The sequence below is a fragment of the Paraburkholderia sp. UCT70 genome, from assembly GCF_050434085.1.
GTDB lineage: Bacteria > Pseudomonadota > Gammaproteobacteria > Burkholderiales > Burkholderiaceae > Paraburkholderia > Paraburkholderia tuberum.
On the sequence record NZ_JBNPVZ010000004.1, the window covers coordinates 2422969 to 2445872 of the forward strand.

At 63.9% G+C, this 22904-nt stretch carries 18 protein-coding genes and 1 pseudogene; 10 read left to right on the plus strand and 9 right to left on the minus strand.

The genetic code is table 11. From position 1 onward, the window contains the following. The first annotated feature begins 3 nt into the window (after nucleotides 1–3). Together rpmG and nadB are read left to right on the plus strand one after the other, a co-directional pair. A complete protein-coding gene (gene rpmG, locus OKW41_RS36845) occupies nucleotides 4–171 on the plus strand; it encodes a 50S ribosomal protein L33 (RefSeq protein WP_008919555.1) in 168 nt (55 codons plus the stop codon). Between the two features lie 226 nt (nucleotides 172–397). After that, nucleotides 398–1996, plus strand: coding sequence for an L-aspartate oxidase (nadB, locus tag OKW41_RS36850; RefSeq protein WP_429451394.1), 1599 nt, complete (start codon nucleotides 398–400; stop codon nucleotides 1994–1996). A gap of 124 nt (nucleotides 1997–2120) precedes the next feature. Here nadB and nadC read toward each other — a convergent pair whose 3' ends face one another. The 6 genes and pseudogenes from nadC to purN form a co-directional block, all read right to left on the minus strand. Continuing rightward, nucleotides 2121–3044: a carboxylating nicotinate-nucleotide diphosphorylase gene (gene nadC, locus OKW41_RS36855; RefSeq protein WP_429451395.1), complete on the minus strand. Its 924-nt coding sequence runs from the start codon at nucleotides 3042–3044 to the stop codon at nucleotides 2121–2123. Then, nucleotides 3044–4183 carry a quinolinate synthase NadA gene (gene nadA, locus OKW41_RS36860; RefSeq protein ID WP_429454523.1) on the minus strand — a complete coding sequence of 380 codons (1140 nt, stop codon included), beginning with the start codon at nucleotides 4181–4183 and terminating at the stop codon, nucleotides 3044–3046. The genes nadC and nadA overlap by 1 nt, the downstream gene beginning before the upstream one ends. Before the next feature lie 130 nt (nucleotides 4184–4313). After that, nucleotides 4314–5510 carry a DesA family fatty acid desaturase gene (locus OKW41_RS36865; protein WP_429575609.1) on the minus strand — a complete coding sequence of 399 codons (1197 nt, stop codon included), beginning with the start codon at nucleotides 5508–5510 and terminating at the stop codon, nucleotides 4314–4316. Nucleotides 5511–5710: 200 nt separating this feature from the next. Beyond that, nucleotides 5711–7080 (minus strand): annotated as a pseudogene (locus tag OKW41_RS36870) (mechanosensitive ion channel family protein). 90 nt (nucleotides 7081–7170) lie between these two features. Continuing rightward, nucleotides 7171–8430 carry an RsmB/NOP family class I SAM-dependent RNA methyltransferase gene (locus tag OKW41_RS36875; protein WP_429454525.1) on the minus strand — a complete coding sequence of 420 codons (1260 nt, stop codon included), beginning with the start codon at nucleotides 8428–8430 and terminating at the stop codon, nucleotides 7171–7173. Nucleotides 8431–8432: 2 nt separating this feature from the next. Beyond that, nucleotides 8433–9086: a phosphoribosylglycinamide formyltransferase gene (gene purN, locus OKW41_RS36880; protein WP_429451399.1), complete on the minus strand. Its 654-nt coding sequence runs from the start codon at nucleotides 9084–9086 to the stop codon at nucleotides 8433–8435. 138 nt (nucleotides 9087–9224) lie between these two features. On the opposite strand from purN, the gene OKW41_RS36885 reads away from it, so the two are divergent. From OKW41_RS36885 to dut, 6 genes are all read left to right on the plus strand, one after another. After that, nucleotides 9225–10220: a bifunctional riboflavin kinase/FAD synthetase gene (locus tag OKW41_RS36885; RefSeq protein WP_429451401.1), complete on the plus strand. Its 996-nt coding sequence runs from the start codon at nucleotides 9225–9227 to the stop codon at nucleotides 10218–10220. Between the two features lie 168 nt (nucleotides 10221–10388). Next, nucleotides 10389–13226, plus strand: coding sequence for an isoleucine--tRNA ligase (gene ileS / locus OKW41_RS36890; RefSeq protein WP_429575610.1), 2838 nt, complete (start codon nucleotides 10389–10391; stop codon nucleotides 13224–13226). Beyond that, complete coding sequence (lspA, locus tag OKW41_RS36895; RefSeq protein ID WP_090801573.1) at nucleotides 13226–13732, plus strand: signal peptidase II; 507 nt, start codon at nucleotides 13226–13228, stop codon at nucleotides 13730–13732. The genes ileS and lspA overlap by 1 nt, the downstream gene beginning before the upstream one ends. Nucleotides 13733–13856: 124 nt before the next feature. Continuing rightward, a complete protein-coding gene (gene coaBC, locus OKW41_RS36900) occupies nucleotides 13857–15074 on the plus strand; it encodes a bifunctional phosphopantothenoylcysteine decarboxylase/phosphopantothenate--cysteine ligase CoaBC (protein ID WP_429575611.1) in 1218 nt (405 codons plus the stop codon). A gap of 81 nt (nucleotides 15075–15155) precedes the next feature. Then, nucleotides 15156–16172: an LLM class flavin-dependent oxidoreductase gene (locus tag OKW41_RS36905; protein ID WP_429575612.1), complete on the plus strand. Its 1017-nt coding sequence runs from the start codon at nucleotides 15156–15158 to the stop codon at nucleotides 16170–16172. A 66-nt stretch (nucleotides 16173–16238) separates the two neighbouring features. Then, nucleotides 16239–16685, plus strand: coding sequence for a dUTP diphosphatase (dut, locus tag OKW41_RS36910; RefSeq protein WP_018421593.1), 447 nt, complete (start codon nucleotides 16239–16241; stop codon nucleotides 16683–16685). Between the two features lie 143 nt (nucleotides 16686–16828). Here dut and clpA read toward each other — a convergent pair whose 3' ends face one another. Together clpA and clpS are read right to left on the minus strand one after the other, a co-directional pair. Further along, nucleotides 16829–19126 carry an ATP-dependent Clp protease ATP-binding subunit ClpA gene (clpA, locus tag OKW41_RS36915; protein ID WP_429451407.1) on the minus strand — a complete coding sequence of 766 codons (2298 nt, stop codon included), beginning with the start codon at nucleotides 19124–19126 and terminating at the stop codon, nucleotides 16829–16831. Further along, nucleotides 19123–19437, minus strand: a complete 315-nt coding sequence (gene clpS, locus OKW41_RS36920; RefSeq protein WP_008919570.1) for an ATP-dependent Clp protease adapter ClpS — start codon at nucleotides 19435–19437, stop codon at nucleotides 19123–19125. Before clpS ends, clpA begins: the two co-directional genes overlap by 4 nt. A gap of 555 nt (nucleotides 19438–19992) precedes the next feature. Here clpS and OKW41_RS36925 point away from each other — a divergent pair. Further along, on the plus strand, nucleotides 19993–20199 hold the full coding sequence (locus tag OKW41_RS36925; RefSeq protein ID WP_007180614.1) for a cold-shock protein: 207 nt from the start codon (nucleotides 19993–19995) through the stop codon (nucleotides 20197–20199). A 180-nt stretch (nucleotides 20200–20379) separates the two neighbouring features. Here the strand turns inward: OKW41_RS36925 and icd are convergent, their stop codons facing one another. Further along, entirely contained in the window at nucleotides 20380–21636 is a 1257-nt protein-coding gene (icd, locus tag OKW41_RS36930) for an NADP-dependent isocitrate dehydrogenase (protein WP_429451409.1), read from the minus strand. A gap of 261 nt (nucleotides 21637–21897) precedes the next feature. Here icd and OKW41_RS36935 point away from each other — a divergent pair, with 261 nt between their 5' ends. After that, nucleotides 21898–22467, plus strand: a complete 570-nt coding sequence (locus OKW41_RS36935) for a pseudouridine synthase (RefSeq protein ID WP_429363122.1) — start codon at nucleotides 21898–21900, stop codon at nucleotides 22465–22467. Nucleotides 22468–22904 lie beyond the last annotated feature (437 nt).

Consider the following 22904-nt stretch of genomic DNA (forward strand, 5'->3'; position numbering starts at 1 on the left):
ATCATGGCGAAAGGCGCACGCGACAAGATCAAGCTGGAATCGACCGCAGGCACGGGTCACTTCTACACGACCACGAAGAACAAACGCAACATGCCGGAAAAGATGCTGATCAAGAAATTTGATCCGGTCATTCGCAAGCACGTTGACTACAAGGAAACCAAGATCAAGTAATCTTGGCTCTCCAGCCTGACGAAGGCAAAAACATGAAAAGCCTCGCATCCGTGCGAGGCTTTTTTGTTTTTGCGCGGACCTCGCGATAGCTCCGCAATGCGCGCGCGAATCGCCCTATTCCGTTTGGCCAGCTTTCGCCAGGGCGTTGCGGCGCGTATCCTTTGTCGTTTTCGCGGCGTGCGGTTCGCGCGCCGTCATCGCAAAACGAAAGACGGAGATGTGGGCAATGGAATTCGATGTGGCGATTGTCGGTAGCGGTCTGGCTGGTTTGAGCGTCGCGCTCAATCTCGCGCAGACACGGCGAGTTGCTGTGATCGCCAAGCGATCGCTGACCGAAGGCGCTAGCGACTGGGCGCAAGGCGGCATCGCCGCGGTGCTCGATTCGGCGGACAGCGTCGAGAGTCACGTACGCGATACGCTGATCGCAGGCGGCGGCCTGTGCGACGAGGCGGCGACACGCTTTATCGTCGAGCATGGGCGCGCCGCGATCGAATGGCTGATCGGACAGGGCGTGCCGTTCACGAAAGACGAGGCCGCCGAACTGGGCTTTCATTTGACGCGCGAAGGCGGCCATAGCCATCGCCGGATCATTCACGCGGCCGATGCGACGGGCCATGCGGTCGTCGCCACGCTCAGCGAGCAGGTGCGCCAGCATCCGAACATCACGCTGTTCGAAGAACATCACGCAATCGACCTGATCACGTCCGAACGCCTCGGCCTGCCCGGCCGCCGCTGCCATGGTCTGTATGCGCTCGATCTGCAAAGCGGCCGCACCGTTACGATCGAAGCGCCGCATACGGTGCTCGCGACCGGCGGCGCCGGCAAGGTCTACCTGTACACGACCAACCCCGACACCGCGACCGGCGACGGCATCGCGATGGCATGGCGCGCTGGCTGCCGCGTGTCGAACATGGAATTCATCCAGTTCCACCCGACGTGCCTGTTTCACCCGTACGCGAAGTCGTTCCTGATTTCGGAAGCAGTGCGCGGCGAAGGCGGCATTCTGAAACTGCCGGACGGCACGCGCTTCATGCCCAATCACGACGAGCGCGCGGAGCTTGCGCCGCGCGACATCGTCGCGCGGGCGATCGACTTCGAGATCAAGAAACGCGGCATCGATTGCGTGTACCTCGACATCAGCCACCAGCCGGCCGAGTTCCTGCAAGAGCATTTCCCGACGATCCTGGCACGTTGCCTCGAGTTCGGCATCGACATCACGAAAGAGCCGATTCCAGTGGTACCGGCCGCGCATTACACGTGCGGCGGCGTCGTCACCGATCTGGCGGGCCGCACCGATCTCGCGGGTCTCTACGCGGTCGGCGAAACGTCCTGCACCGGCCTGCACGGCGCGAACCGACTTGCCAGCAATTCGCTGCTCGAATGCCTCGTGATCGGCCGCTCCGCCGCCAAGGCGATCGAAGCGGAAGGCTTCGCTGCCGCCGTTCACGCGCCGCTGCCTGCCTGGGACGAAAGCCGCGTGTCCGATCCGGACGAGGAGGTCGTGGTCGCGCACAACTGGGACGAACTGCGCCGGCTGATGTGGAACTACGTCGGTATCGTGCGCACCGACAAGCGGCTCGAGCGCGCGAAGCATCGGCTCGCGTTGCTGCGCGACGAGATCCACGAGTACTACGCGAACTTCAAGGTGAGCCGCGATCTGCTGGAACTGCGCAATCTGGTCGATGTGGCGTCGCTGATCGTGGACAGCGCGCGCTCGCGGCGCGAAAGCCGCGGCCTGCACTTCAGCCGCGACTGGCCATCCACATTACCCAAGGCGCTACCGACGGTGCTCACGCCGAAGTATGTACGCAGGCCGAATACCTGACAGCCTTGGGCCGAAATACACGCTGAAACGACGCCACAAACGACAAGGCCATTGCCGGTAAGCTCCGGCAATGGCCTTGTTAAGTCATCACGAGCGTCGACTGTCACGCTAAAACGCGCGGCGCTCAAACGATCCGCATCGAGTAGTCGGTCGCGCGCACGTCTTTGGTCAGTGCACCAATCGACACGCGGTCCACGCCAGTCTCCGCGATCGTGCGCACGGTCTCGAAATTCACGCCGCCGGACACTTCGAGCACCGCGCGCCCGGCCGTGATGCGAACCGCGTCGCGCATCATGTCGAACGAGAAGTTGTCGAGCAGGATCGACTGCGCGCCATGCGCGAGCGCAGTTTCCAGTTGTTCGAGCGTTTCGACTTCGATCTGGATCGGCACGCCCGCATTCAACGCGAGCGCCGCGTCCATCGCCGCGCCCAAGCCGCCGGCCGCGGCGATATGGTTTTCCTTGATCAGAATGCCGTCGTACAGAGCGAGCCGCTGGTTCGCACCGCCGCCGATGCGCACCGCGTACTTCTGCGCGAGCCGCAAGCCCGGGAGCGTCTTGCGCGTATCGAGAATGCGCGCGTGCGTGTGAGCAATCGCGTCGACATAGCGGCGCGTCGCGCTCGCCACGCCCGACAGCAGCTGCAGGAAATTCATCGCGTTGCGCTCGGCGGTCAGCAGCGCGCGCACCGGCCCGCGAAGATCGCAGACCGTCGTGTCGGCGCTCATGCGGTCGCCCTCGCGGTAACGCCATTGAACTACGATGCGAGGATCGACCGCGCGCATCACCGCGTCGAACCACGGCACGCCGCACAGTACCGCTTCCTCGCGCACGATGATGCGCGCGTCGCGAACGTCATCGGCAGGCACGAGGCGGCCGGTCTGATCGCCGGTGCCGATATCTTCGGCGAGTGCATCGGCGACATTGCGCGCGAGCGCCGCGTCGAACGCCACGCCATATTGCGCGTGAATCGCCGCGAAAAGCGGCGACACTGCGTCGGCCCCTTCGCGCGCCACTACCTGCTCAGGCGCCTTCTCCACCACCTTCATTACGCTGCCCCCACATTCGAATACAGTTGCGCGTCGCGCGCGAGATCGCCGCTCGCCTGCACGCGCTTCTTGTGACGCGCCGCGAAATCGAGCATGCGATCGATAGGCAGACGCGCACGCTCGCCGATCCCGCGCTCGACGAAGATTTCGTTGTGGCCGCGCTCGAGCACATCGGCCAGATTGGCGAGTCCGTTCATCGCCATCCACGGGCAATGCGCGCAGCTCTTGCAGGTCGCGCTGTTGCCGGCCGTCGGCGCGGCAATCAGCGTCTTGCCGGGCGCGGCGAGTTGCATCTTGTGCAGGATGCCGAGGTCGGTCGCGACGATGAAGTGCGTCGCGTCGAGCTTCTGCGCGGCGTCGATCAACTGCGTGGTCGAGCCGACCACGTCCGCCTGGGCGACCACGTTGGCCGGCGACTCCGGATGCACGAGCACCTTCGCGTGCGGATAATCGGCGCGCAGCAGATCGAGTTCGATGCCCTTGAATTCATCGTGCACGAGGCACGAGCCCTGCCACATCAGCATGTCCGCGCCGGTCTTGCCCTGGATGTAGCTGCCGAGATGACGGTCCGGCGCCCAGATGATCTTCTCGCCGCGCGCATGCAGATCGGCGACGATCTCCAACCCGATCGACGACGTCACCATCCAGTCCGCGCGCGCCTTCACGGCCGCGCTCGTGTTCGCGTACACGACCACCGTGCGGTCCGGGTGTGCGTCGCAGAACGCCGAGAACTCGTCGACCGGACAACCGAGGTCGAGCGAACAGGTCGCATCCAGATCCGGCATCAGAATGCGCTTGTCTGGACTGAGGATTTTTGCGGTCTCGCCCATGAAGCGCACGCCCGCGACCACCAGCGTCTGCGCTTCGTGATCGCGGCCGAAGCGCGCCATTTCCAGCGAATCGGCCACGCAACCGCCGGTTTCGTCGGCGAGTTCCTGCAATTCGGCGTCGACATAATAGTGCGCGACCAGCACCGCTTTCTCGCGCTTGAGTAATTCGCGAATGCGCGCCTTCAGCGCGCGCTTTTCTTCCGCCGACGGCGTCTCGGGCACCTTCGCCCACGCCTGCCCGATCCCGCAGGTCGTGCCCTGCGCCTGAGGCCGATCGAATTCGACGGTCCTGATCGCCTGCTTCTCCATCATCTCCTCTGCCCTCACCTGGCCGCCGCGGCTTGCCGACCGCGCTACACGCGCAATGCATTTCCACGGCCCAAAAATGCAAAACCCCGCCAACGCGGGGTTTTGTGACGTCCTGAAATTTTAATGGATTTCAGGCATAGCGACGCAGTCGCATCGCGAAGTCTTGCAGCGCCTTGATACCGCTCTGCTCTGCGCGATGGCACCAGTCCTGCAATTGCACCAGCAATTGCTCGCGCGACGCGTTGGAGCGCTCCCACATTGCCGCCAGTTCGTTGCGCATGTCGATGTAGGTTTTCAGCTTCTGGCTGTTCGCGAAAATCTGCGGCAGCTGGAGCTTCTGCGGCTCGTTCAAGCCCGCCTCTTCCTTGTGGAACCAGCTGCGCGCACCACGCATCACCTGATACTTTTCGCGCGCGCCAACTTCCTTCAGATGCGCGAGCTCCTGGCGGTATGCGCGCTTGATCGCTTTCGCGTAACGCGCCATCACTTCGTAGCGGTTCGCGAGCACGGCCTGCAGCGTGTCCTGATCGAGCACGAGCTTGCCGGTGGTCAGGCGCGGCGTCGGTGCGACCTTCTTCACTTTGGCCAGACGAAACACCTGCATGATGCGGATGTACATCCAGCCAATGTCGAACTCGTACCACTTGTTCGACAGCTTCGCCGACGTCGCATACGTGTGGTGATTGTTATGCAGTTCTTCGCCACCGATGATGATGCCCCACGGGAAAATGTTAGTGCTCGCGTCCGACGAATTGAAGTTGCGATAGCCCCAGAAGTGCGCGAGGCCGTTGACCACGCCCGCGGCCCAGAAAGGGATCCACACCATCTGCACGGCCCAGATGGTCAGGCCGACGGCGCCGAACAGCGCGACGTTGATCACCATCATGAGGCTCACGCCAAGAATCGGGTACTTCGTGTAGACGTTGCGCTCCATCCAGTCGTTCGGCGTACCGTGACTGAACTTGCGCATCGTTTCTTCGTTTTTCGCTTCGGTGCGATAGAGCTCGGCGCCTTCGAGCAGCACCTTCCAGATGCCGCGCGTCTGCGGGCTGTGCGGATCCTCTTCGGTCTCGCATTTCGCGTGGTGCTTGCGATGAATCGCGGCCCACTGGCCGGTCAGCATGCCGGTGGTCATCCACAGCCAGAAGCGGAAAAAATGACTGGCGATCGGGTGCAGATCCAGCGCGCGATGCGCCTGGCAGCGATGCAGATAGACGGTCACGCCGATAATCGTGATGTGCGTCACGATCAGCGTGTACACGACGAGTTGCCACCACGAGAAACGCAGCAGCCCGTGGGCAAGGAAATCGAGCAAAGAATTCAACAAGGTAAGTTACCTGCAGAACGAGAGATACGAAGCACACGCGGCGCGCGTGTCATGAAAGTGAAAGCATACAGCGGGATAGGACGATATTCTACTTGAAGGGTTCCAAGTGTTTGTAACAAATAGGGATTTTTTGTGCGCAATCAAGTCGATAGCGATCGCTTGGACACTGGCGCATGCCTTGCCGCGGCGCGAAATGGGGCTTAACGGCCGTCGTTGGCGGCACGGTTGGCGGGCCTGAGCGCCGGATCGGACGTGGTGTCGGAAACCAGATCGGTCATCGCCACCGGGTGCGGCATTGCGCCGCTTGCCTGACCAACGATGCGCACCTCGCGTTGCGGGAGCGCAATAGTGATGCCGTGCTCGGAAAAGAGACGCCAGATATTGAAGTTGACAGTCGAGAGCACGCCACGCGTGCCGCTCGCCGCATCTTCGATCCAGAAACCCAACCCGAGATTGATGTCGTCCGGGCCAAAGCCGACCAGAAATGGCGTCGGCGCCGGTTCGCGCAACACCCGCGGCACGTCGGCGGCGGCCTGGGCGAGCAGCGTCATCGCCGGCTCGACGTCGGATGTGTAGGCGATCTGCACGGCCTCCCGCGCATAGCCGCGGGTCAGATACGACGACTGGTTCTGCACGACGTCGGTGATCAGCTTTTCGTTCGGAATCAGCGTCTCGATGCCGTCGAGTCCGCGCACCACGGTATAGCGTGTGCGGATCTGCGTGACGCGGCCCTGCAGGCCGCTCACGTTGATCGTGTCGCCGATCCGCAACGAGCGATCGAGAAGGATGATGAACCCCGATACATAGTTGCTCGCGATCTTCTGCATGCCGAAGCCGAGCCCGACGCCGAGCGCGACGCCGAACACGCCGAGCACCGTGATGTCGATGCCGACGATCGACGGGCTGATCAGGATCGCCGCCAGCACGAAGGCCGCTCGGCCGACGCGCGCGACCACGACCTTCAGATTCGCGTCGAGCGTCTTCGAGCGCATCAGGCGATCTTCGAACGACGAGCCGAGCCACATCGCGACGATCAACGTGACGGCGACCCACAACAGCCCCGTGATCAGCGACAGCAGCGTCAGATGCGCATTACCGACGCGAAAGCTCACGCTGTCCATCCACGCGATTACGGCGTTCTGAATGCCCAACAGCGTGAGTACCATGCCGATCCATACGACTACCGACACGATCTTCTCGACGAGAAACAGCCACGGATGCTCGCCACCTTCGCGGTTGAACACCCGCCGCGCGAAGAAGAACACGATGTAGATCAGCCCGATGCCGGCGAGCGGCACCAGCGCCAGATCGAGCAGCGCGGTGTCCATGAACTGGCCGGCGATCGCCCGCGCGAGCCCACACCAGTGCCGCGCCGATCAGCGGAAAAGCCGCCCCGGTCGAGGCTTTCCATGCCGAAACGCAGGCTCTCGTAGCGCGTCGATTGCGGCCGCTTGATGCGGCGGCGCAGCGTCCGCGCGAGCAGCCACGCGACGAGCAGCGTCGCAAGCAGGATCGCGACCTGCCACAGCATCACGCGCTGACCGAAGTCGCGCGCGATGTCGCTGAACATGTGGGTAAATTCGTATGCATGGATGTCGCCGGAATGGCCGGCGCGCGCGGATTCATCCGCCAATCCGCGCGCCGGCCTGCAGCCGGTTGCCTAGCTCTGGCGCTCGAGCACGGCGGCGAAAAAGCCGTCGGTCGCGTGGCGGTGCGGCCACAGCGACAGGTAGTCGCCCATCTCCAGCTCGATACGCTGCTCGGCAAGGACGTCGCGCACCGGCACCAGCGCGAAATCAGGGTGATCGGCGAGGAACTGCTGCACGACCGCCTCGTTTTCGGCTTCGAGAATCGAACACGTAGCATAGACGAGCCGGCCGCCCTTCTTCACGAGACGCGCCGCGCTCGTGAGAATCGACGCCTGCTTCGGCGCCAGCTCGGCGATCGACTCCGGCGACTGGCGCCACTTCAGATCCGGGTTGCGGCGCAGCGTGCCGAGGCCGCTGCACGGTGCATCGACGAGCACGCGGTCGATCTTGCCAGCCAGACGCTTGATCTTCGCGTCGTGTTCGCTGTCGATCAGCACCGGGTTCACGTTCGACAGGCCGCTGCGCGCGAGACGCGGCTTCAGCTTCGCGAGACGCCGCTCGGAGATATCGAACGCGTAGAGCCGGCCGGTCGAGCGCATTGCCGCGCCGAGCGCCAGCGTCTTGCCGCCCGCGCCCGCACAGAAATCGACGATCATCTCGCCGCGCCGAGGCGCGACCACCGAGCACAGCAGCTGGCTGCCCTCGTCCTGCACTTCGAGCCAGCCCTGCTGGAACGCGTCGAGCTTGGTGAGCGCCGGCTTGCCGACCACGCGCACCCCGAGCGGCGCGAACGGCGTCGCGCCCGCCTCGATGCCCGCCTTCGACAGCGCACCCAGCACGTCGTCGCGGCTCGCCTTGATCGGGTTCGCGCGCAGATCGAGCGGCGCCGGGTAGTTCAGCGCGGCGGCCAGCTGCGCGAGCTCGGCGGGCTCGAAGCGCGAGCTGAGCGCCTGGCTGATCCAGTCGGGCAGGTTCAGGCGAATCCGCAGTGGCAGGCTTTCCGGGTCGATCTTCGCCACGTGTTCGAGCCACGTCGCCTCGGCCTCGGTGACGAACGGCTTGAGCGCCGAGCGTCCGGCCGTCTGCATCAGGCCCAGCAGCGCCATGCGGCGCGCGGGGCTGCCAGTGCCGCTTTCGGCCAGATGCGCGAACTCCATCCGGCGGCGCAGCACGGCGAACACCGCCTCGGCGATCACGCCGCGCTCGGCGTGCCCGAGCTTCGGATGCGCGCGGAAGAAGCGGCTCGTGGTGGCGTCGGCGGGGCCGTTCAGCCGCAGCACTTCGGCCAGCAGCGTTTCAGTTTGTCCAATCAGGAAACCATGCAATCTCATGCTCATGCGCCCTCTCCGGCGGTGTGACCGGCAAAGAGCCATTGCGGCTCCGACGGCGTAAGCGTGACGCGCGAGCCGTCCAGAGCGAGACGCCCTTCGACGAACCAGCGCACCGCGCGTGGATAAATGATGTGCTCAGTGGCGAGCACGCGTGCGGCGAGCGTCTGTGCGGTATCGCCCGCCTCGACAGGCACCGCCGACTGCAAGACGATCGGCCCGTGATCCAGCTTTGATGTGACAAAATGCACCGACGCGCCATGGAACCGCACGCCGGCGTCGAGCGCCTGCTGATGGGTCTTCAGACCTGGAAAGCTCGGCAGCAATGACGGGTGCACGTTCAGCATGCGCGCTGCGTAATGGTCGACGAAGCGCTCGGTCAGCACCCGCATGAAGCCCGCGAGCACGACGAGGTCCGGCGCGAACGCGTCGATCTGCTCGGCGAGTGCCGCGTCGAAGCTGTCGCGATCCGGAAACTGGCGGTGGTCGACCACCGCCGTGGCGATGCCATGCGACGCCGCGAACGCGAGCCCCGCGGCATCGGGACGGTTGGCAATCACGGCGGCGACCCGCGCCGGCCAGCCCTCGCTCGCGCAGGCGCGCACGATGGCTTCCATGTTGCTACCCCGCCCGGAAATCAGGATGACGAGTTTTTTCATGCGCGGATTTTATCATTCGGCAATCGCCGGACCGCGACCGCGCAGCCGTCTGTTGCGCCAAGCGTTTATAATCGATTGTTTTGCGGCACCCCGCCCGCGCCCCTATTGCAATCGCAGCAACGCCTGCAACCCGCTATCGTGAGAGTCTTCCGCGGCCTTCCCAATGCCGAGAGCCGCGCGCCGTGCGCGCTGACCATCGGCAACTTCGACGGTGTCCACCGCGGCCACCAGGCTCTGCTCGCCCACGTGCGCGCGGCCGCGAACGCGCGTGGCCTGCCCGTCTGCGTGATGACCTTCGAGCCGCACCCGCGCGAGTTCTTCAACCCGGCCGGGGCGCCGCCGCGCATCGCGATGCTGCGCGACAAGCTCGAGGCGCTGCGCACCAACGGGGTCGACCGGGTCGTCGTCGAGCACTTCAATCACACGTTCGCGAGCCAGTCGCCAGATGCGTTCGTCGAGCGGATCATCGTCAACGGCTTGCACGCGCGCTGGATCATGATCGGCGACGACTTCCGCTACGGCGCGAAGCGCGCCGGCGATTTCGCGTCGCTGCGGACGGCCGGCAAGCAGTACGGTTTCGAAGTCGAACAGATGGCGACGGTCGCCGATCCGTCGGGCGCGCGCATCTCGAGCTCGGGCGTGCGCGCGGCGCTGGTCGCGGGCGACCTCGACTCGGCGCGCGCAGCGCTCGGCCGCGACTATCTGATCAGCGGCCACGTTACCCATGGCATGAAGCTCGGCCGCGATCTCGGCTTTCCGACGCTCAATCTGCCGATCACGCACAAGCGTCCGGCATTGGCCGGCATCTTCGTCGTACAGGTGCACGGCATCGCCGACCAACCGCTGCCGGGCGTCGCGAGCCTCGGCCTGCGCCCCACCGTCGACGATTCCGGCCGTGTGCTGCTCGAAGTGCACCTGCTCGATTGGCACGGCGACGCGTATGGCAAACTCGTGCGCGTCGAATTTCTGAAGAAGCTGCGCGACGAGGAGAAGTTCGTCGACCTCGAAACTCTGACCGCCGCGATCGCGCGCGACGTCGCCAATGCGCGCGCATGGTTCGCTGCGGTCGGCGCCGGCACGCCGGGCAGCCGTTCCACCGGTTTCGCCACCTCGGCCACCGACCGAATTAGATAACCGCCGCGGTTCGGGCCGGCGCGCCGCGCCGCACGAACCGTCGCCGCGCGCATCGAAGGGCGTCCGGGCTTCACGCGGAGCCGCCTGCCGGGCGCGTCCCACGCTCCTCGCGCAGCGCGCAATCCGCGCGCTGCTACGCATAGAAACGAATTCACCGCCACCCACATCATGAGCAACAAGAAAGCTGATTCGAAACCGCAGTCCCGCTACCCGGTCAACCTGCTCGACACACCGTTCCCGATGCGCGGCGACCTGCCCAAGCGCGAGCCGCAATGGGTCAAGGACTGGCAGGAACGCAAGGTGTACGACAAGATCCGCGCCGCCTCCAGGGGCCGCACGAAGTTCATCCTGCACGACGGCCCGCCGTATGCGAACGGCGACATCCACCTCGGTCACGCGGTGAACAAAATCCTGAAGGACATGATCGTCAAGGCGCGCAATCTGGCGGGCTTCGACGCGGTCTACGTGCCGGGCTGGGACTGTCACGGCATGCCGATCGAAATCCAGATCGAAAAGCAGTTCGGCAAGTCGCTGCCGGCGGCCGAAGTGATGCAGAAGGCGCGCGCCTACGCGACCGAGCAGATCGAGAAGCAGAAGGCGGGCTTCCGCCGTCTGGGCGTGCTCGGCGACTGGGACAATCCGTACAAGACGATGAACTTCGCGAATGAAGCCGGCGAAATCCGCGCGCTCGCGAAGATCATGGAAAAGGGCTACGTATTCCGCGGCCTGAAGCCGGTCAACTGGTGTTTCGACTGCGGCTCGGCGCTCGCCGAAGCGGAAGTCGAGTACAAGGACAAGACCGATCCGACCATCGACGTGCTGTTCAGCTTCGCCGAACCTGAGAAGACCGCGCAGGCGTTCGGCCTCGCCGCGCTGCCGCGCAACGAAGGCGGCATCGTGATCTGGACCACCACGCCGTGGACCATCCCCGCCAACCAGGCGCTGAACCTGCATCCGGAACTCGTCTACGCGCTCGTCGACACGCCGCGCGGCCTGCTGATCCTCGCTGAGGAACGCGTCGAGGCGTGCCTGAAGCTGTACGGCCTCGAAGGCACGGTCGTCGCGACGACGCCGGGCGAAAAGCTCGTGAACCTGCGCTTCAACCACCCGCTCGCGTCCGCGCATCCGGGCTACAAGCGCACCGCGCCGGTCTACCTCGGCGACTACGTGACGACCGAAACCGGCACCGGCATCGTGCACTCGTCGCCGGCGTACGGCGTGGAAGACTTCGTGTCGTGCAAGGCGCACGGCATGGCTGACTCGGACATCATCAATCCGGTGATGGGCGACGGCCGCTACATCGAGTCGCTCGCGCTGTTCGGCGGCCTGTCGATCTGGGCGGCCAATCCGCAGATCGTCGAGGCGCTGCAAGGCGCCGGCTCGCTGCTGCGCACCGAAAAGTACACGCACAGCTATATGCACTGCTGGCGCCACAAGACGCCGATCATCTACCGCGCCACTTCGCAGTGGTTCGCCGGCATGGACGTGAAGCCGAACGACGGCGACAAGACGCTGCGCGAGACCGCACTCGAAGGCATCGAGAACACGGCGTTCTATCCGTCGTGGGGCAAGCAGCGCCTCTTCAGCATGATCGCGAACCGCCCGGACTGGACGCTGTCGCGGCAGCGCCAGTGGGGCGTGCCGATGGCGTTCTTCGTGCACAAGGAAACCGGCGAGCTGCATCCGCGCACGCTGGAGTTGCTCGAACAGGTCGCGCAGCGCGTCGAGAAGGAAGGCATCGAGGCATGGCAGACGGTCGATCCGCGAGAGCTGATCGGCGACGACGCCAACCTGTACGAAAAGAACCGCGACACGCTCGACGTGTGGTTCGATTCAGGCACCACGCACTGGCACGTGCTGCGCGGCTCGCACAAGGACGAGCTGCAGTTTCCGGCCGACCTGTACCTCGAAGGCTCGGACCAGCATCGCGGCTGGTTCCATTCGTCGCTGTTGACCGCGTCGATGCTCGACGGCCGCCCGCCCTACAACGCGCTGCTCACGCATGGCTTCACCGTCGACGGCGAAGGCCGCAAGATGAGCAAGTCGCTCGGCAACGGCATCGATCCGCATGAAGTCGCAAACCGCCTCGGCGCGGAAATCATCCGCCTGTGGATCGCGTCGACCGACTACTCGGGCGAGCTCGCGATCTCCGAGGAAATCCTGAAGCGCGTGACGGAAGGCTATCGCCGCATCCGCAATACGCTGCGCTTCCTGCTCGCGAACCTGTCGGACTTCGACTTCGCGCAGCACGCGCGTCCGGTCGAAGACTGGCTCGAAATCGACCGTTACGCGGTGACGCTGTCTGCGAATCTGCAGAACGACATCCTCGCGCACTACGAGAAGTACGAGTTCCACCCTGTCGTCGCCAAGTTGCAGACGTTCTGCTCGGAAGACCTGGGCGGCTTCTACCTCGACGTGCTGAAGGACCGCCTCTACACGACCGCGGCGGATTCGGTCGCCCGCCGCTCGGCGCAGACCGCGCTCTACCACATCGCTCACGGGCTGCTGCGCGTGATGGCCCCGTTCCTGTCGTTCACCGCGGAAGAAGCGTGGAAGGTGTTCCAGCCCAATAGCGAGACGATCTTCACCGAGACGTACCACGCGTACCCGGCCGTGCCGGACGCGGGCGCGCTGCTCGACAAGTGGACGCTGCTGCGCGCGGTGCGCGGCGACGTGACCAAGGCGCTCGAAGAGGCGCGGGTCGCGAACCTGATCGGCTCGTCGCTGCAGGCGGAAGTCGAAATCCGCGCGAGCGGCGCGCGTTACGACGCACTCGCGAGCCTCGGCGACGACCTGAAGTTCGTGCTGATCACGTCGGCGGCGAGCGTCGTCAAGGTCGACAGCGAAGCCGATGAAGGCGTCGAAGTGATCGCGTCGAAGTACCTGAAGTGCGAGCGCTGCTGGCACTATCGCGCGGACGTCGGCGCGAACGCCGAGCATCCGTCGCTGTGCGGCCGCTGCTTCAGCAACCTGTTCGGCAGTGGCGAATCGAGGAGCGCGGCATAATGGCGAGAACCATGTCGAAAACGCGCACCGGAAGCAGTTCGCTCGCACCCTGGCTCGGCATCGCGCTGATCGTCATCCTGTTCGACCAGCTGACGAAAATCGCCGTGCGCAAGGTGTTCGCCTACGGTGTGCCGCACGAGGTCACGCCGTTCTTCAACCTGATTCTCGTGTTCAACCGCGGCGCCGCGTTCAGCTTCCTCGCGATGGCGGGCGGCTGGCAGCGCTGGGCATTCACCGCGCTCGGCGTGGTCGCGGCGCTCGTGATCTGCTATCTGCTCAAGCGGCATAGCGGGCAGAAAATGTTCTGCACGGCGCTCGCGCTGATTCTCGGCGGCGCGCTCGGCAATGTGATCGACCGGCTCGCGTACGGCCACGTGATCGACTTCCTCGATTTCCACGTGGGCGGCTGGCACTGGCCGGCGTTCAATCTCGCCGACAGCGCGATCACGATCGGCGCGATCCTGCTCGTGATCGACGAGCTGCGGCGGGTACGCGGCACACGCTAACGTCGCCGACGTGATGCACGGTCGCGGCTGCGCGAGCCGTGCCTCAGGTCCGGTTTGAAGCGCGCGGCGACGACGGGCAACGCCCTCGCGCCGCCGCGCGATCACGCTTTGTCGGAGGCTTTCGTTGGCAACCGCAGAACTCGCAGGCAAACACCTCGTCCTCGGCATGACGGGCGGCATCGCCTGCTACAAGATCGCCGAACTCACGCGTCTGCTGACCAAGGCAGGTGCGACCGTGCAGGTCGTCATGACCGAAGCGGCCACCCAGTTCATCACCCCCGTCACGATGCAGGCGCTGTCGGGCCGGCCGGTCTTCACGAGCCAGTGGGACGGTCGCGTGCCGAACAACATGGCGCACATCGATCTATCGCGCGAAGCCGATGCGATCGTGATCGCGCCGGCGTCGACCGACTTCCTCGCCAAGCTCGCGCACGGCATGGCCGACGATCTGCTGTCGACGCTGTGCATCGCACGCGACTGCCCGCTGCTCGTCGTGCCGGCGATGAACCGGCAGATGTGGCAGAACCCGGCCACGCAACGCAACGTCGCGCAACTGCGCGCGGACGGCGTCGAGGTGCTCGGCCCCGATTCGGGCCCGCAGGCCTGCGGCGAAATCGGCGATGGGCGCATGCTCGAAGCGGCCGCGACCTACGAGGCGGTCGCGTCGTTCTTCGCGCCGAAAATCCTGTCCGGCCGGCGCGTGCTGCTGACCGCCGGGCCGACCTTCGAACCGCTCGACCCGGTGCGCGGCGTCACCAATCGTTCGAGCGGCAAGATGGGCTTCGCGCTCGCGCGCGCCGCGCAGCAGGCCGGCGCCGACGTGCATCTAGTGGCCGGTCCGGTCGCGCTGGAAACGCCGTGGGGCGTCTTGCGCGAGGACGTGCAGACCGCGCAGCAGATGCACGACGCGGTGATGCGCGCGGTCGCGGCGGCGGACATTTTCATCGGCGTCGCGGCGGTGGCCGACTGGCGCGTCGACCACGTCAGCGGTCAGAAGATCAAGAAGACCGCCGAGCACGCGCTGCCGAGCTTTTCATTCGTCGAGAATCCAGACATCCTCGCCGCGGTCGCCGGGCTGCCGAAGCCGCCGTTCGCGGTCGGCTTCGCCGCCGAAAGCGACAACCTCGAAGTCCACGGCGAGGAAAAGCGCGCCCGCAAGAACGTGCCGCTGCTGATCGGCAATCTGGGGCCGCAAACGTTCGGGCTCGACGACAACGAAGTGATTCTGTTCGAAGCAGGCCGCGCGACGAAGCTGCCACGCGCCGACAAGCAGACGCTGGCGCGCGCGCTGATCACGGAAATCGCAAAGCGTCTGCCGCCCGGCATCAGTCCGGTTGGCTGAACGAGCGAGCGGCAGTGGACCCGTGTGGCCCTGCCATCTTTGCCCGGTTAGCCGACCGGAATCACCAGGAGCACTACTGCCATGACGCCACTCTCCGTGCTCGATCAAACACCGGTGATCGCCGGCCATTCGGTGGCGGACGCGATCGCCGCGACCGTCGAACTCGCGCAACTCGCCGACGACCTCGGCTACACGCGCTACTGGTGCGCCGAGCACCACGGCCTGCGCGGCGTGTCGAATCCCTGCCCTGAAGTGATGCTGGCGCGCCTCGGCAGCGTGACCAAACGCATTCGCATCGGCTCGGGCGGCATCATGCTGCCGTACTACAGCCCGTTCAAGGTCGCCGAGCAGTTCATGATGCTCGAGGCGCTGTTTCCGAATCGCGTCGATCTCGGCGTCGGACGCGCGCCGGGCGGCGACATGCGCACCGCGCAGGCGGTCGCCGCCGGCGCTTACAATCGCGGCGAGCTTTTTCCGCAGCAGGTCGCCGAGTTGCTCGGCCTCATGCACGGCGCGCTGCCCGACGACCATCTCGCGCAGGGCGTGCTGCTGCAGCCGCAGATCGATACGCGCCCGCAGCTGTGGATGCTCGGCTCGAGCGACTTCGGCGGTTTGCTCGCGGCGCAGCTCGGCATCCGCTTTTCGTTCGCGCATTTCATCAACGCGCATTTCGGCAAACAGGTCGCGCTGGCGTATCGCGAGCGCTTCCAGCCTGGCAACGACGCGTCGCGGCCGTATCTGGCTGCCGCGGTCTTCGTGATCTGCGCGGATACCGAGCAGGAAGCCGCGGACCTCGAAAAAGCCGTCGATCTTCGTCGCGTGCAGATGGCGCATGGTCTGAACGAACCGATACCCTCGATCGAACAAGGCATCGCGCAGGAATATGGCGAGCGCGAGCAACTCGTGATCGACCGAGAAAAGCCGCGCAGCATCATCGGCACGCCTGAGCGCGTGACCGAACGACTCACGGATTTACAGCAGCAGTTCCAGGCCGACGAGCTGATGGTGCTGACCGTCGCCGGCAGCTATCGTGCGCGCTTGCGCTCCTACGAACTGCTCGCCGACGCGTTTCAGCTCGGCTCGAACCAGGCGGCTTGATCGCAAAGGCGTTGCCAGTCAGCCGCGTGCCCCTTCACCAATCTCACCCCCAACTATCGAACCTGAATGAAACTCGACCTGAAGATTCTCGATCAGCGCATGCGCGAACAGCTCCCCGCTTACGCGACGACCGGTAGCGCCGGCCTCGATCTGCGCGCCTGCCTCGACGAACCGCTGACGCTGAAACCCGGCGAAACCGCGCTGGTGCCAACCGGACTCGCGATCCACGTCGGCGACCCCGGTTATGCGGCGTTGATTCTGCCGCGCTCGGGTCTCGGCCATAAGCATGGGATCGTGCTCGGCAATCTGGTCGGCCTGATCGATTCCGATTACCAGGGCCAACTGATGATCTCGACGTGGAATCGCGGCGAGACGACATTCGTGCTGAATCCGATGGAACGCCTCGCGCAACTGGTGATCGTGCCCGTCGTGCAGGCCGGGTTCAATATCGTCGATGACTTCGAGGAAAGCGTGCGCGGCGCGGGCGGGTTTGGTAGCACCGGCAAGCATTGATCGATTGCTGCGACGCGGCGGCTGGCGCCTTCAGCGCACGCCGTGAGAAAAAACCAGAGCATAAAAAAACGGCGCGGGATAAAACCCGCGCCGTTCTGCCTTTGGTGTCCGGCCAGCTCAACGCAACGTCGGCCTGACTGACATCACTCGACTTCCACCGCCTCCGGATTCGGATTGCGTGGCGCCGGATGCTCGTCGAAGGTCAACTGCACCTTGTCGTCGGCATCGACGTCGACCGTCACGCGGCCGCCGTTCATCAGCTTGCCGAACAGCAGCTCGTCGGCGAGCGCGCGACGGATCGTGTCCTGGATCAGGCGCTGCATTGGCCGCGCGCCCATCAGCGGATCGAAACCGTGCTTCGCCAGATGCTTGCGCAGCGCATCGGTGAACAGCGCATCGACCTTCTTCTCGTGCAGCTGATCTTCCAGCTGCATCAGGAATTTGTCGACCACGCGCATGATGATTTCCTCATCGAGCGACCGGAAGCTGATCGTCGCGTCCAGACGGTTGCGAAACTCCGGCGTGAACATGCGCTTGATGTCGACCATCTCGTCGCCCGCCTCGCGGCGGTTCGTGAAGCCGATCACCGACTTGCCCATCGCCTCGGCGCCCGCGTTCGTCGTCATGATGATGATGACGTTACGGAAGTCCGCCTTACGCCCGTTGTTGTCCGTCAGCGTGCCGTGGTCCATCACCTGCAGCAGCACGTTGAAGATGTCCGGATGCGCCTTTTCGATTTCGTCGAGCAGCAGCACGCAGTGCGGCTTCTTCGTGATCGCCTCGGTCAGCAGGCCACCCTGGTCGAAACCGACGTAGCCCGGCGGCGCGCCAATCAGCCGGCTCACCGCGTGACGCTCCATGTACTCCGACATGTCGAAGCGGATCAGCTCGATGCCGAGCGTGAACGCGAGCTGCTTCGCGACCTCGGTCTTGCCGACGCCGGTCGGACCCGAGAACAGGAATGCGCCGATCGGCTTGTCGAGCTTGCCGAGGCCCGCGCGCGCCATCTTGATCGCGGCCGACAGCGCGTCGATAGCCGGATCTTGACCAAACACGACGCTCTTCAGATCGCGGTCGAGCGTTTGCAGCTTGCTGCGATCGTCCTGCGACACGCTTTGCGCCGGCACGCGCGCGATCTTCGAGATGATTTCCTCGATCTCGTTCTTGCCGATCGTCTTCTTCTGCTTCGACTTCGGCAGAATGCGCTGCGCCGCGCCCGCTTCGTCGATCACGTCGATCGCCTTGTCCGGCAAATGACGATCGGTGATGAAGCGCGCCGACAGCTCAGCCGCCGCCGACAGCGCACCCGACGAATACTTGACGCCGTGGTGCTCTTCGAAGCGCGACTTCAGCCCGCGCAGGATCGCGACCGTCTGCTCGACGGTCGGCTCGGTCACGTCGATCTTCTGGAAACGACGCGACAGCGCCGCGTCCTTTTCGAAGATGCCGCGATATTCGGTGAAGGTGGTTGCGCCGATGCACTTCAGCGTGCCCGACGAAAGCGCCGGCTTCAGCAGGTTCGACGCGTCCAGCGTGCCGCCCGATGCGGCGCCCGCGCCGATCAGCGTATGGATTTCGTCGATGAAAAGAATGGCGTGCGGACGCTCCTTCAGTTCCTTCAGCACCGTCTTCAGACGCTGCTCGAAGTCGCCGCGATACTTGGTGCCCGCGAGCAGCGCGCCCATGTCGAGCGAATACACCTGGGCATCGGCCAGGATGTCCGGCACTTCGCCGCGCGTGATGCGCCATGCGAGCCCTTCGGCGATCGCGGTCTTGCCGACACCGGCCTCGCCGACCAGCAGCGGATTGTTCTTGCGGCGGCGGCACAGCACCTGCACCACACGCTCGACTTCCGACTCACGTCCGATCAGTGGATCGATGCGGCCGTCCTTCGCCATCTGGTTCAGGTTCTGCGTGAACTGGGCGAGCGGCGTTTCCTTCTGCGCGGCGGCTTCGTCGGACTCGGCATTCGCGTCGCTCGCCTTCGCGGCGTCCGAACTGCCCGTCTTGGCGATGCCGTGCGAGATGAAATTGACTACGTCCAGACGCGTGACGCCCTGCTGCTGCAGGTAGTACACCGCATGCGAGTCCTTCTCGCCGAAGATCGCGACCAGCACGTTCGCGCCGGTCACTTCCTTCTTGCCGTTCGAGGTGGACTGCACATGCATGATCGCGCGCTGGATCACACGCTGGAAACCGAGCGTGGGCTGCGTGTCGACGTCGTCCGTGCCCGGCACGGTCGGCGTGTTGTCATGAATGAAGTTGCGCAGGTTCTGGCGCAGATCCTCGATATTGGCCGCGCATGCGCGCAGTACCTCTGCCGCCGTCGGGTTATCCAACAGCGCGAGCAAAAGATGTTCGACCGTTATGAACTCGTGCCTTGCCTGGCGCGCTTCCATGAACGCCATATGCAGGCTGACTTCCAGTTCCTGGGCAATCATGCTTCCTCCATCACACACTGCAGCGGATGCCCGGCCTGCCGTGCGTGGGTAACGACTTGCTCGACTTTGGTCGACGCGATGTCCCGCGTATAGACCCCACAAACTCCCCTGCCCTCGCGATGCACCTTCAACATGACCTGCGTTGCGGTTTCACGATCCTTATTGAAATATTCCTGCACGATCATCACGACAAATTCCATCGGCGTGAAGTCGTCATTCAGCAGCACCACCTTGTACATGGACGGCGGCTTGAGTTTCTGCTCCTGCCGCTCCAGTACGGTGCCGTCCTGCTTGTCCGGGATAATCGCCATACACCCATTCTAAACAACTAGGACAGGCCCGCAATCCTGTCAGAACCCGGCCGCCCGGCCGATGAGCCCGTTCGCTGCCACCCGGCGGTCACGACGCTGTCATGTTCGGCCTGGCCTGCGCGTTTTCGACGGGCCGATTGCGGTGCCGGCCCCGATCCTGTCATGCGCGGTGCGTGCTGCACCGCGGTCGGATCGAGTATCGCACAACCTGCCGGTACTGGCTGCGAGCGCTCGCCGCGCTGGGCGTCAGCGCCGCGGGCACAGTCAGCATGTGAGTGGATTATGCGACTTTTCAAGCCACGCCGCTTGCGCCACCGCACATACGGAAGCGGTAAAAACCCTGGAAAGCGGCCTGTTTGCAACGCGACAACGACGTCTCAAAATTTTCTTGACACTCGAATAAAGAGCCCCAACAATCAAGCTGGCACTTTTTTCACCAAGCCATAATTTCGAAAAAATGCCGATGGTGAGCTTGTGAGGAGGGAACGACTGCCTCGCGTGGTCGTGGCTTTTCGAGGGCTCGTGGTAGTGACATGAGTTACAGGGGAAGTTGGAATGGCAACTGGTACGGTCAAATGGTTTAACGACGCAAAGGGTTTCGGATTCATCACGCCTGACGAGGGCGGCGAGGATCTGTTTGCACACTTCTCGGCCATCCAGATGAATGGCTTCAAGACGCTGAAGGAAGGCCAGAAGGTCACCTTCGAAGTCGTGCAAGGCCCGAAAGGCAAACAGGCATCGAACATTCAGGCGCCAGCCTGAAACGTTTCGATACCGGCCTTTTTGAAACCCGGCTCCGCGCCGGGTTTCTTTTTTGCGGCGGCTTTCTATTGCAACGGATTTTCCGGCGGAAAGCCGCGCGAAAATTCCGGGTAATAAAATACCCCGGCCGTTTGCTGGCGCCGGGGTTTTTATGCGAATCGCATAATCCCGGCGCGTCAATTACATATTTTCGATCATCACTTGCCCAAATGCCGAGCACGACACCTGGGTCGCGCCTTCCATCAGGCGGGCAAAATCGTAAGTAACGCGCTTTTGCAGGATCGATTTTTCCATCGAGCTGATTATCAGATCCGCCGCCTCGAACCAGCCCAGGTGGCGCAGCATCATTTCCGCTGACAGGATTTCCGAGCCGGGATTCACGTAATCCTTGCCCGCGTATTTCGGCGCCGTGCCGTGCGTCGCTTCGAACATCGCAACCGAATCCGACAGGTTCGCGCCCGGCGCGATTCCGATTCCGCCGACCTGCGCGGCGAGCGCGTCCGAGATGTAGTCGCCGTTCAGGTTCAGCGTGGCGATCACGTCGTATTCGGCCGGGCGCAGCAGGATCTGCTGCAGGAACGCGTCGGCAATCACGTCCTTCACGACGACATCGCCGCCGGTCTTCGGATTCCTGACTTTCATCCAGGGACCGCCGTCGATCAGCTCCGCGTTGAACTCCTTCTGCGCGAGCGCGTAGCCGTAGTCGCGAAACGCGCCTTCGGTGTACTTCATGATGTTGCCCTTGTGCACCAGCGTGACCGAGCGGCGTTCATTGTCGATCGCGTACTGGATCGCCTTGCGCACCAGACGCTCGGTACCTTCGCGCGACACCGGCTTGATGCCGATACCCGACGAATCCGGAAAGCGGATCTTCTTCACGCCCATTTCTTCGCGCAAGAACTTGATGATCTTCTTCGCCTGTTCGGATTCAGCTGGCCATTCGATGCCCGCGTAGATGTCTTCCGAGTTCTCGCGGAAGATCACCATGTTGGTCTTCTCGGGCTCGCGCACCGGCGACGGCACCCCCTTCAAATATCGCACCGGGCGCAGGCACACATAGAGGTCCAGTTCCTGGCGCAACGCGACGTTCAGCGAGCGGATGCCGCCCCCGACTGGCGTGGTGAGCGGCCCCTTGATCGACACGATGTATTCCTTGACCGCCTGCAGCGTTTCGTCCGGCAGCCATACGTCCGGGCCGTACACCCGGGTCGCCTTCTCGCCCGCGTAGATTTCCATCCAGTGGATTTTCTTCTTGCCGCCGTACGCCTTTTCGACCGCCGCATCCACGACCTTGAGCATGACCGGCGTGATGTCCAGACCAGTGCCGTCGCCTTCGATGTACGGGATGATCGGCTCGTCGGAAACGTTGAGCGAGAAGTCGGCGTTGACGGTGATCTGATCGCCACCTGTCGGAATCTTGATGTGCTGATACGGCATGATCGGACTCCAGTGAAAGCTGTGCAAAAGCTGATGGGAGACTGCGAAAGAGACGCCCTCGCCGCGCAATGCCGAACCGTCGCGAGCGGCCTGGCCGCTATTCTAGCCCACGTCCCACGCGCGACGCGGCCGCCCCTCGCTCCGGGTTTTCCAACATAGACGGCCTCTCGAACGCGCCACGCTCCTCTATAAGATAGAAGAATCTGCGTCCCGGTTTATGCATTATCATCGCGCCGTATCGCTCTGCCGTATCGCTCTCCTATGCGCCTTCTCGCCCTCAACAAGCCGTTCGGCACCATCTGTCAATTTTCGCCACACGAGACGCGGACGTCGCTTGCCGACTGGGTCAGGCTACCCGGCGTCTATCCGGCCGGCCGGCTCGACTCCGATAGCGAAGGCCTGCTGCTGCTCACCGACGACGGCGCGCTGCAGGCGCGCATCGCCGAGCCGCGTCACAAGCTCGTCAAACGCTATTGGGCGCAAGTCGAAGGCGCGCTCGACGACGCCGCGTTGAAAAAGCTCGCGCGCGGCGTCGATCTCGGCGACTACGTGACACGCCCATGTCAGGCGACCTATGTTGAGCCGTCCAGCTCGCTGTGGGCGCGCACGCCGCCGATCCGCTATCGCGCCGCGATCCCGACCACATGGATCGAGCTGTCGATCACCGAAGGCAAGAACCGTCAGGTGCGTCGCATGACGGCGGCGGTGGGTTTTCCGACGCTGCGTCTCGTGCGCGTCGGCATCGGAGCGCTTGACATTTTTTCACTCGGACTGCAACCTGGACAGAGCACGGAGTTGCGAGCGAACGCGCCATGGGATGGCGTCGCCTGAACATGATTTGACGATGGTTCGTTCATCGCCGCAACACCGCGTACCGAACTCACGCACGCGCGAATCAGCCTGCACGTGCTCACTCCAAATCCGTTTCACGGCTGTGACAATCAAGCTAACTCGTTGTAGCAGCACGCAAAATAATGCGTGAAACGCAGGCCCGAAATGCGTGAAACAAGTGGGCTCGCCGCGAGCCTGCGCCACGCGGTTTGATCGCGTGTCATCACGATCAAAATTTCCGCGCAATTCGCGTCAACCGCCGTACAACTCCACGCGTTATCCGACGCAGATGCCGCCGAAGCTATCCGGCATTCAGCCTTAAAGACATTTGCATACGCCGTTTTCGCGCGGCGAGTACGAAAGTCCGAGCGCTAGCAGACGCGTCGAAAAATTTGTTCGATGCGGCTGTCAACCGAAACGTGGATGGCACGTTTACC

What these genes read in the sequence shown, in the direction of transcription:
- purN (WP_429451399.1), bottom strand. Translation starts at nt 9,086, where the DNA reads ATGAAAAAACTCGTCATCCTGATTTCCGGGCGGGGTAGCAACATGGAA.
- nadA (WP_429454523.1), bottom strand. Translation starts at nt 4,183, where the DNA reads ATGGAGAAGCAGGCGATCAGGACCGTCGAATTCGATCGGCCTCAGGCG.
- clpA (WP_429451407.1), bottom strand. Translation starts at nt 19,126, where the DNA reads ATGATTGCCCAGGAACTGGAAGTCAGCCTGCATATGGCGTTCATGGAA.
- lspA (WP_090801573.1), top strand. Translation starts at nt 13,226, where the DNA reads ATGGCGAGAACCATGTCGAAAACGCGCACCGGAAGCAGTTCGCTCGCA.
- rpmG (WP_008919555.1), top strand. Translation starts at nt 4, where the DNA reads ATGGCGAAAGGCGCACGCGACAAGATCAAGCTGGAATCGACCGCAGGC.
- ileS (WP_429575610.1), top strand. Translation starts at nt 10,389, where the DNA reads ATGAGCAACAAGAAAGCTGATTCGAAACCGCAGTCCCGCTACCCGGTC.
- OKW41_RS36925 (WP_007180614.1), top strand. Translation starts at nt 19,993, where the DNA reads ATGGCAACTGGTACGGTCAAATGGTTTAACGACGCAAAGGGTTTCGGA.
- icd (WP_429451409.1), bottom strand. Translation starts at nt 21,636, where the DNA reads ATGCCGTATCAGCACATCAAGATTCCGACAGGTGGCGATCAGATCACC.
- OKW41_RS36875 (WP_429454525.1), bottom strand. Translation starts at nt 8,430, where the DNA reads ATGAGATTGCATGGTTTCCTGATTGGACAAACTGAAACGCTGCTGGCC.
- OKW41_RS36905 (WP_429575612.1), top strand. Translation starts at nt 15,156, where the DNA reads ATGACGCCACTCTCCGTGCTCGATCAAACACCGGTGATCGCCGGCCAT.
- nadC (WP_429451395.1), bottom strand. Translation starts at nt 3,044, where the DNA reads ATGAAGGTGGTGGAGAAGGCGCCTGAGCAGGTAGTGGCGCGCGAAGGG.
- clpS (WP_008919570.1), bottom strand. Translation starts at nt 19,437, where the DNA reads ATGGCGATTATCCCGGACAAGCAGGACGGCACCGTACTGGAGCGGCAG.
- OKW41_RS36935 (WP_429363122.1), top strand. Translation starts at nt 21,898, where the DNA reads ATGCGCCTTCTCGCCCTCAACAAGCCGTTCGGCACCATCTGTCAATTT.
- dut (WP_018421593.1), top strand. Translation starts at nt 16,239, where the DNA reads ATGAAACTCGACCTGAAGATTCTCGATCAGCGCATGCGCGAACAGCTC.
- nadB (WP_429451394.1), top strand. Translation starts at nt 398, where the DNA reads ATGGAATTCGATGTGGCGATTGTCGGTAGCGGTCTGGCTGGTTTGAGC.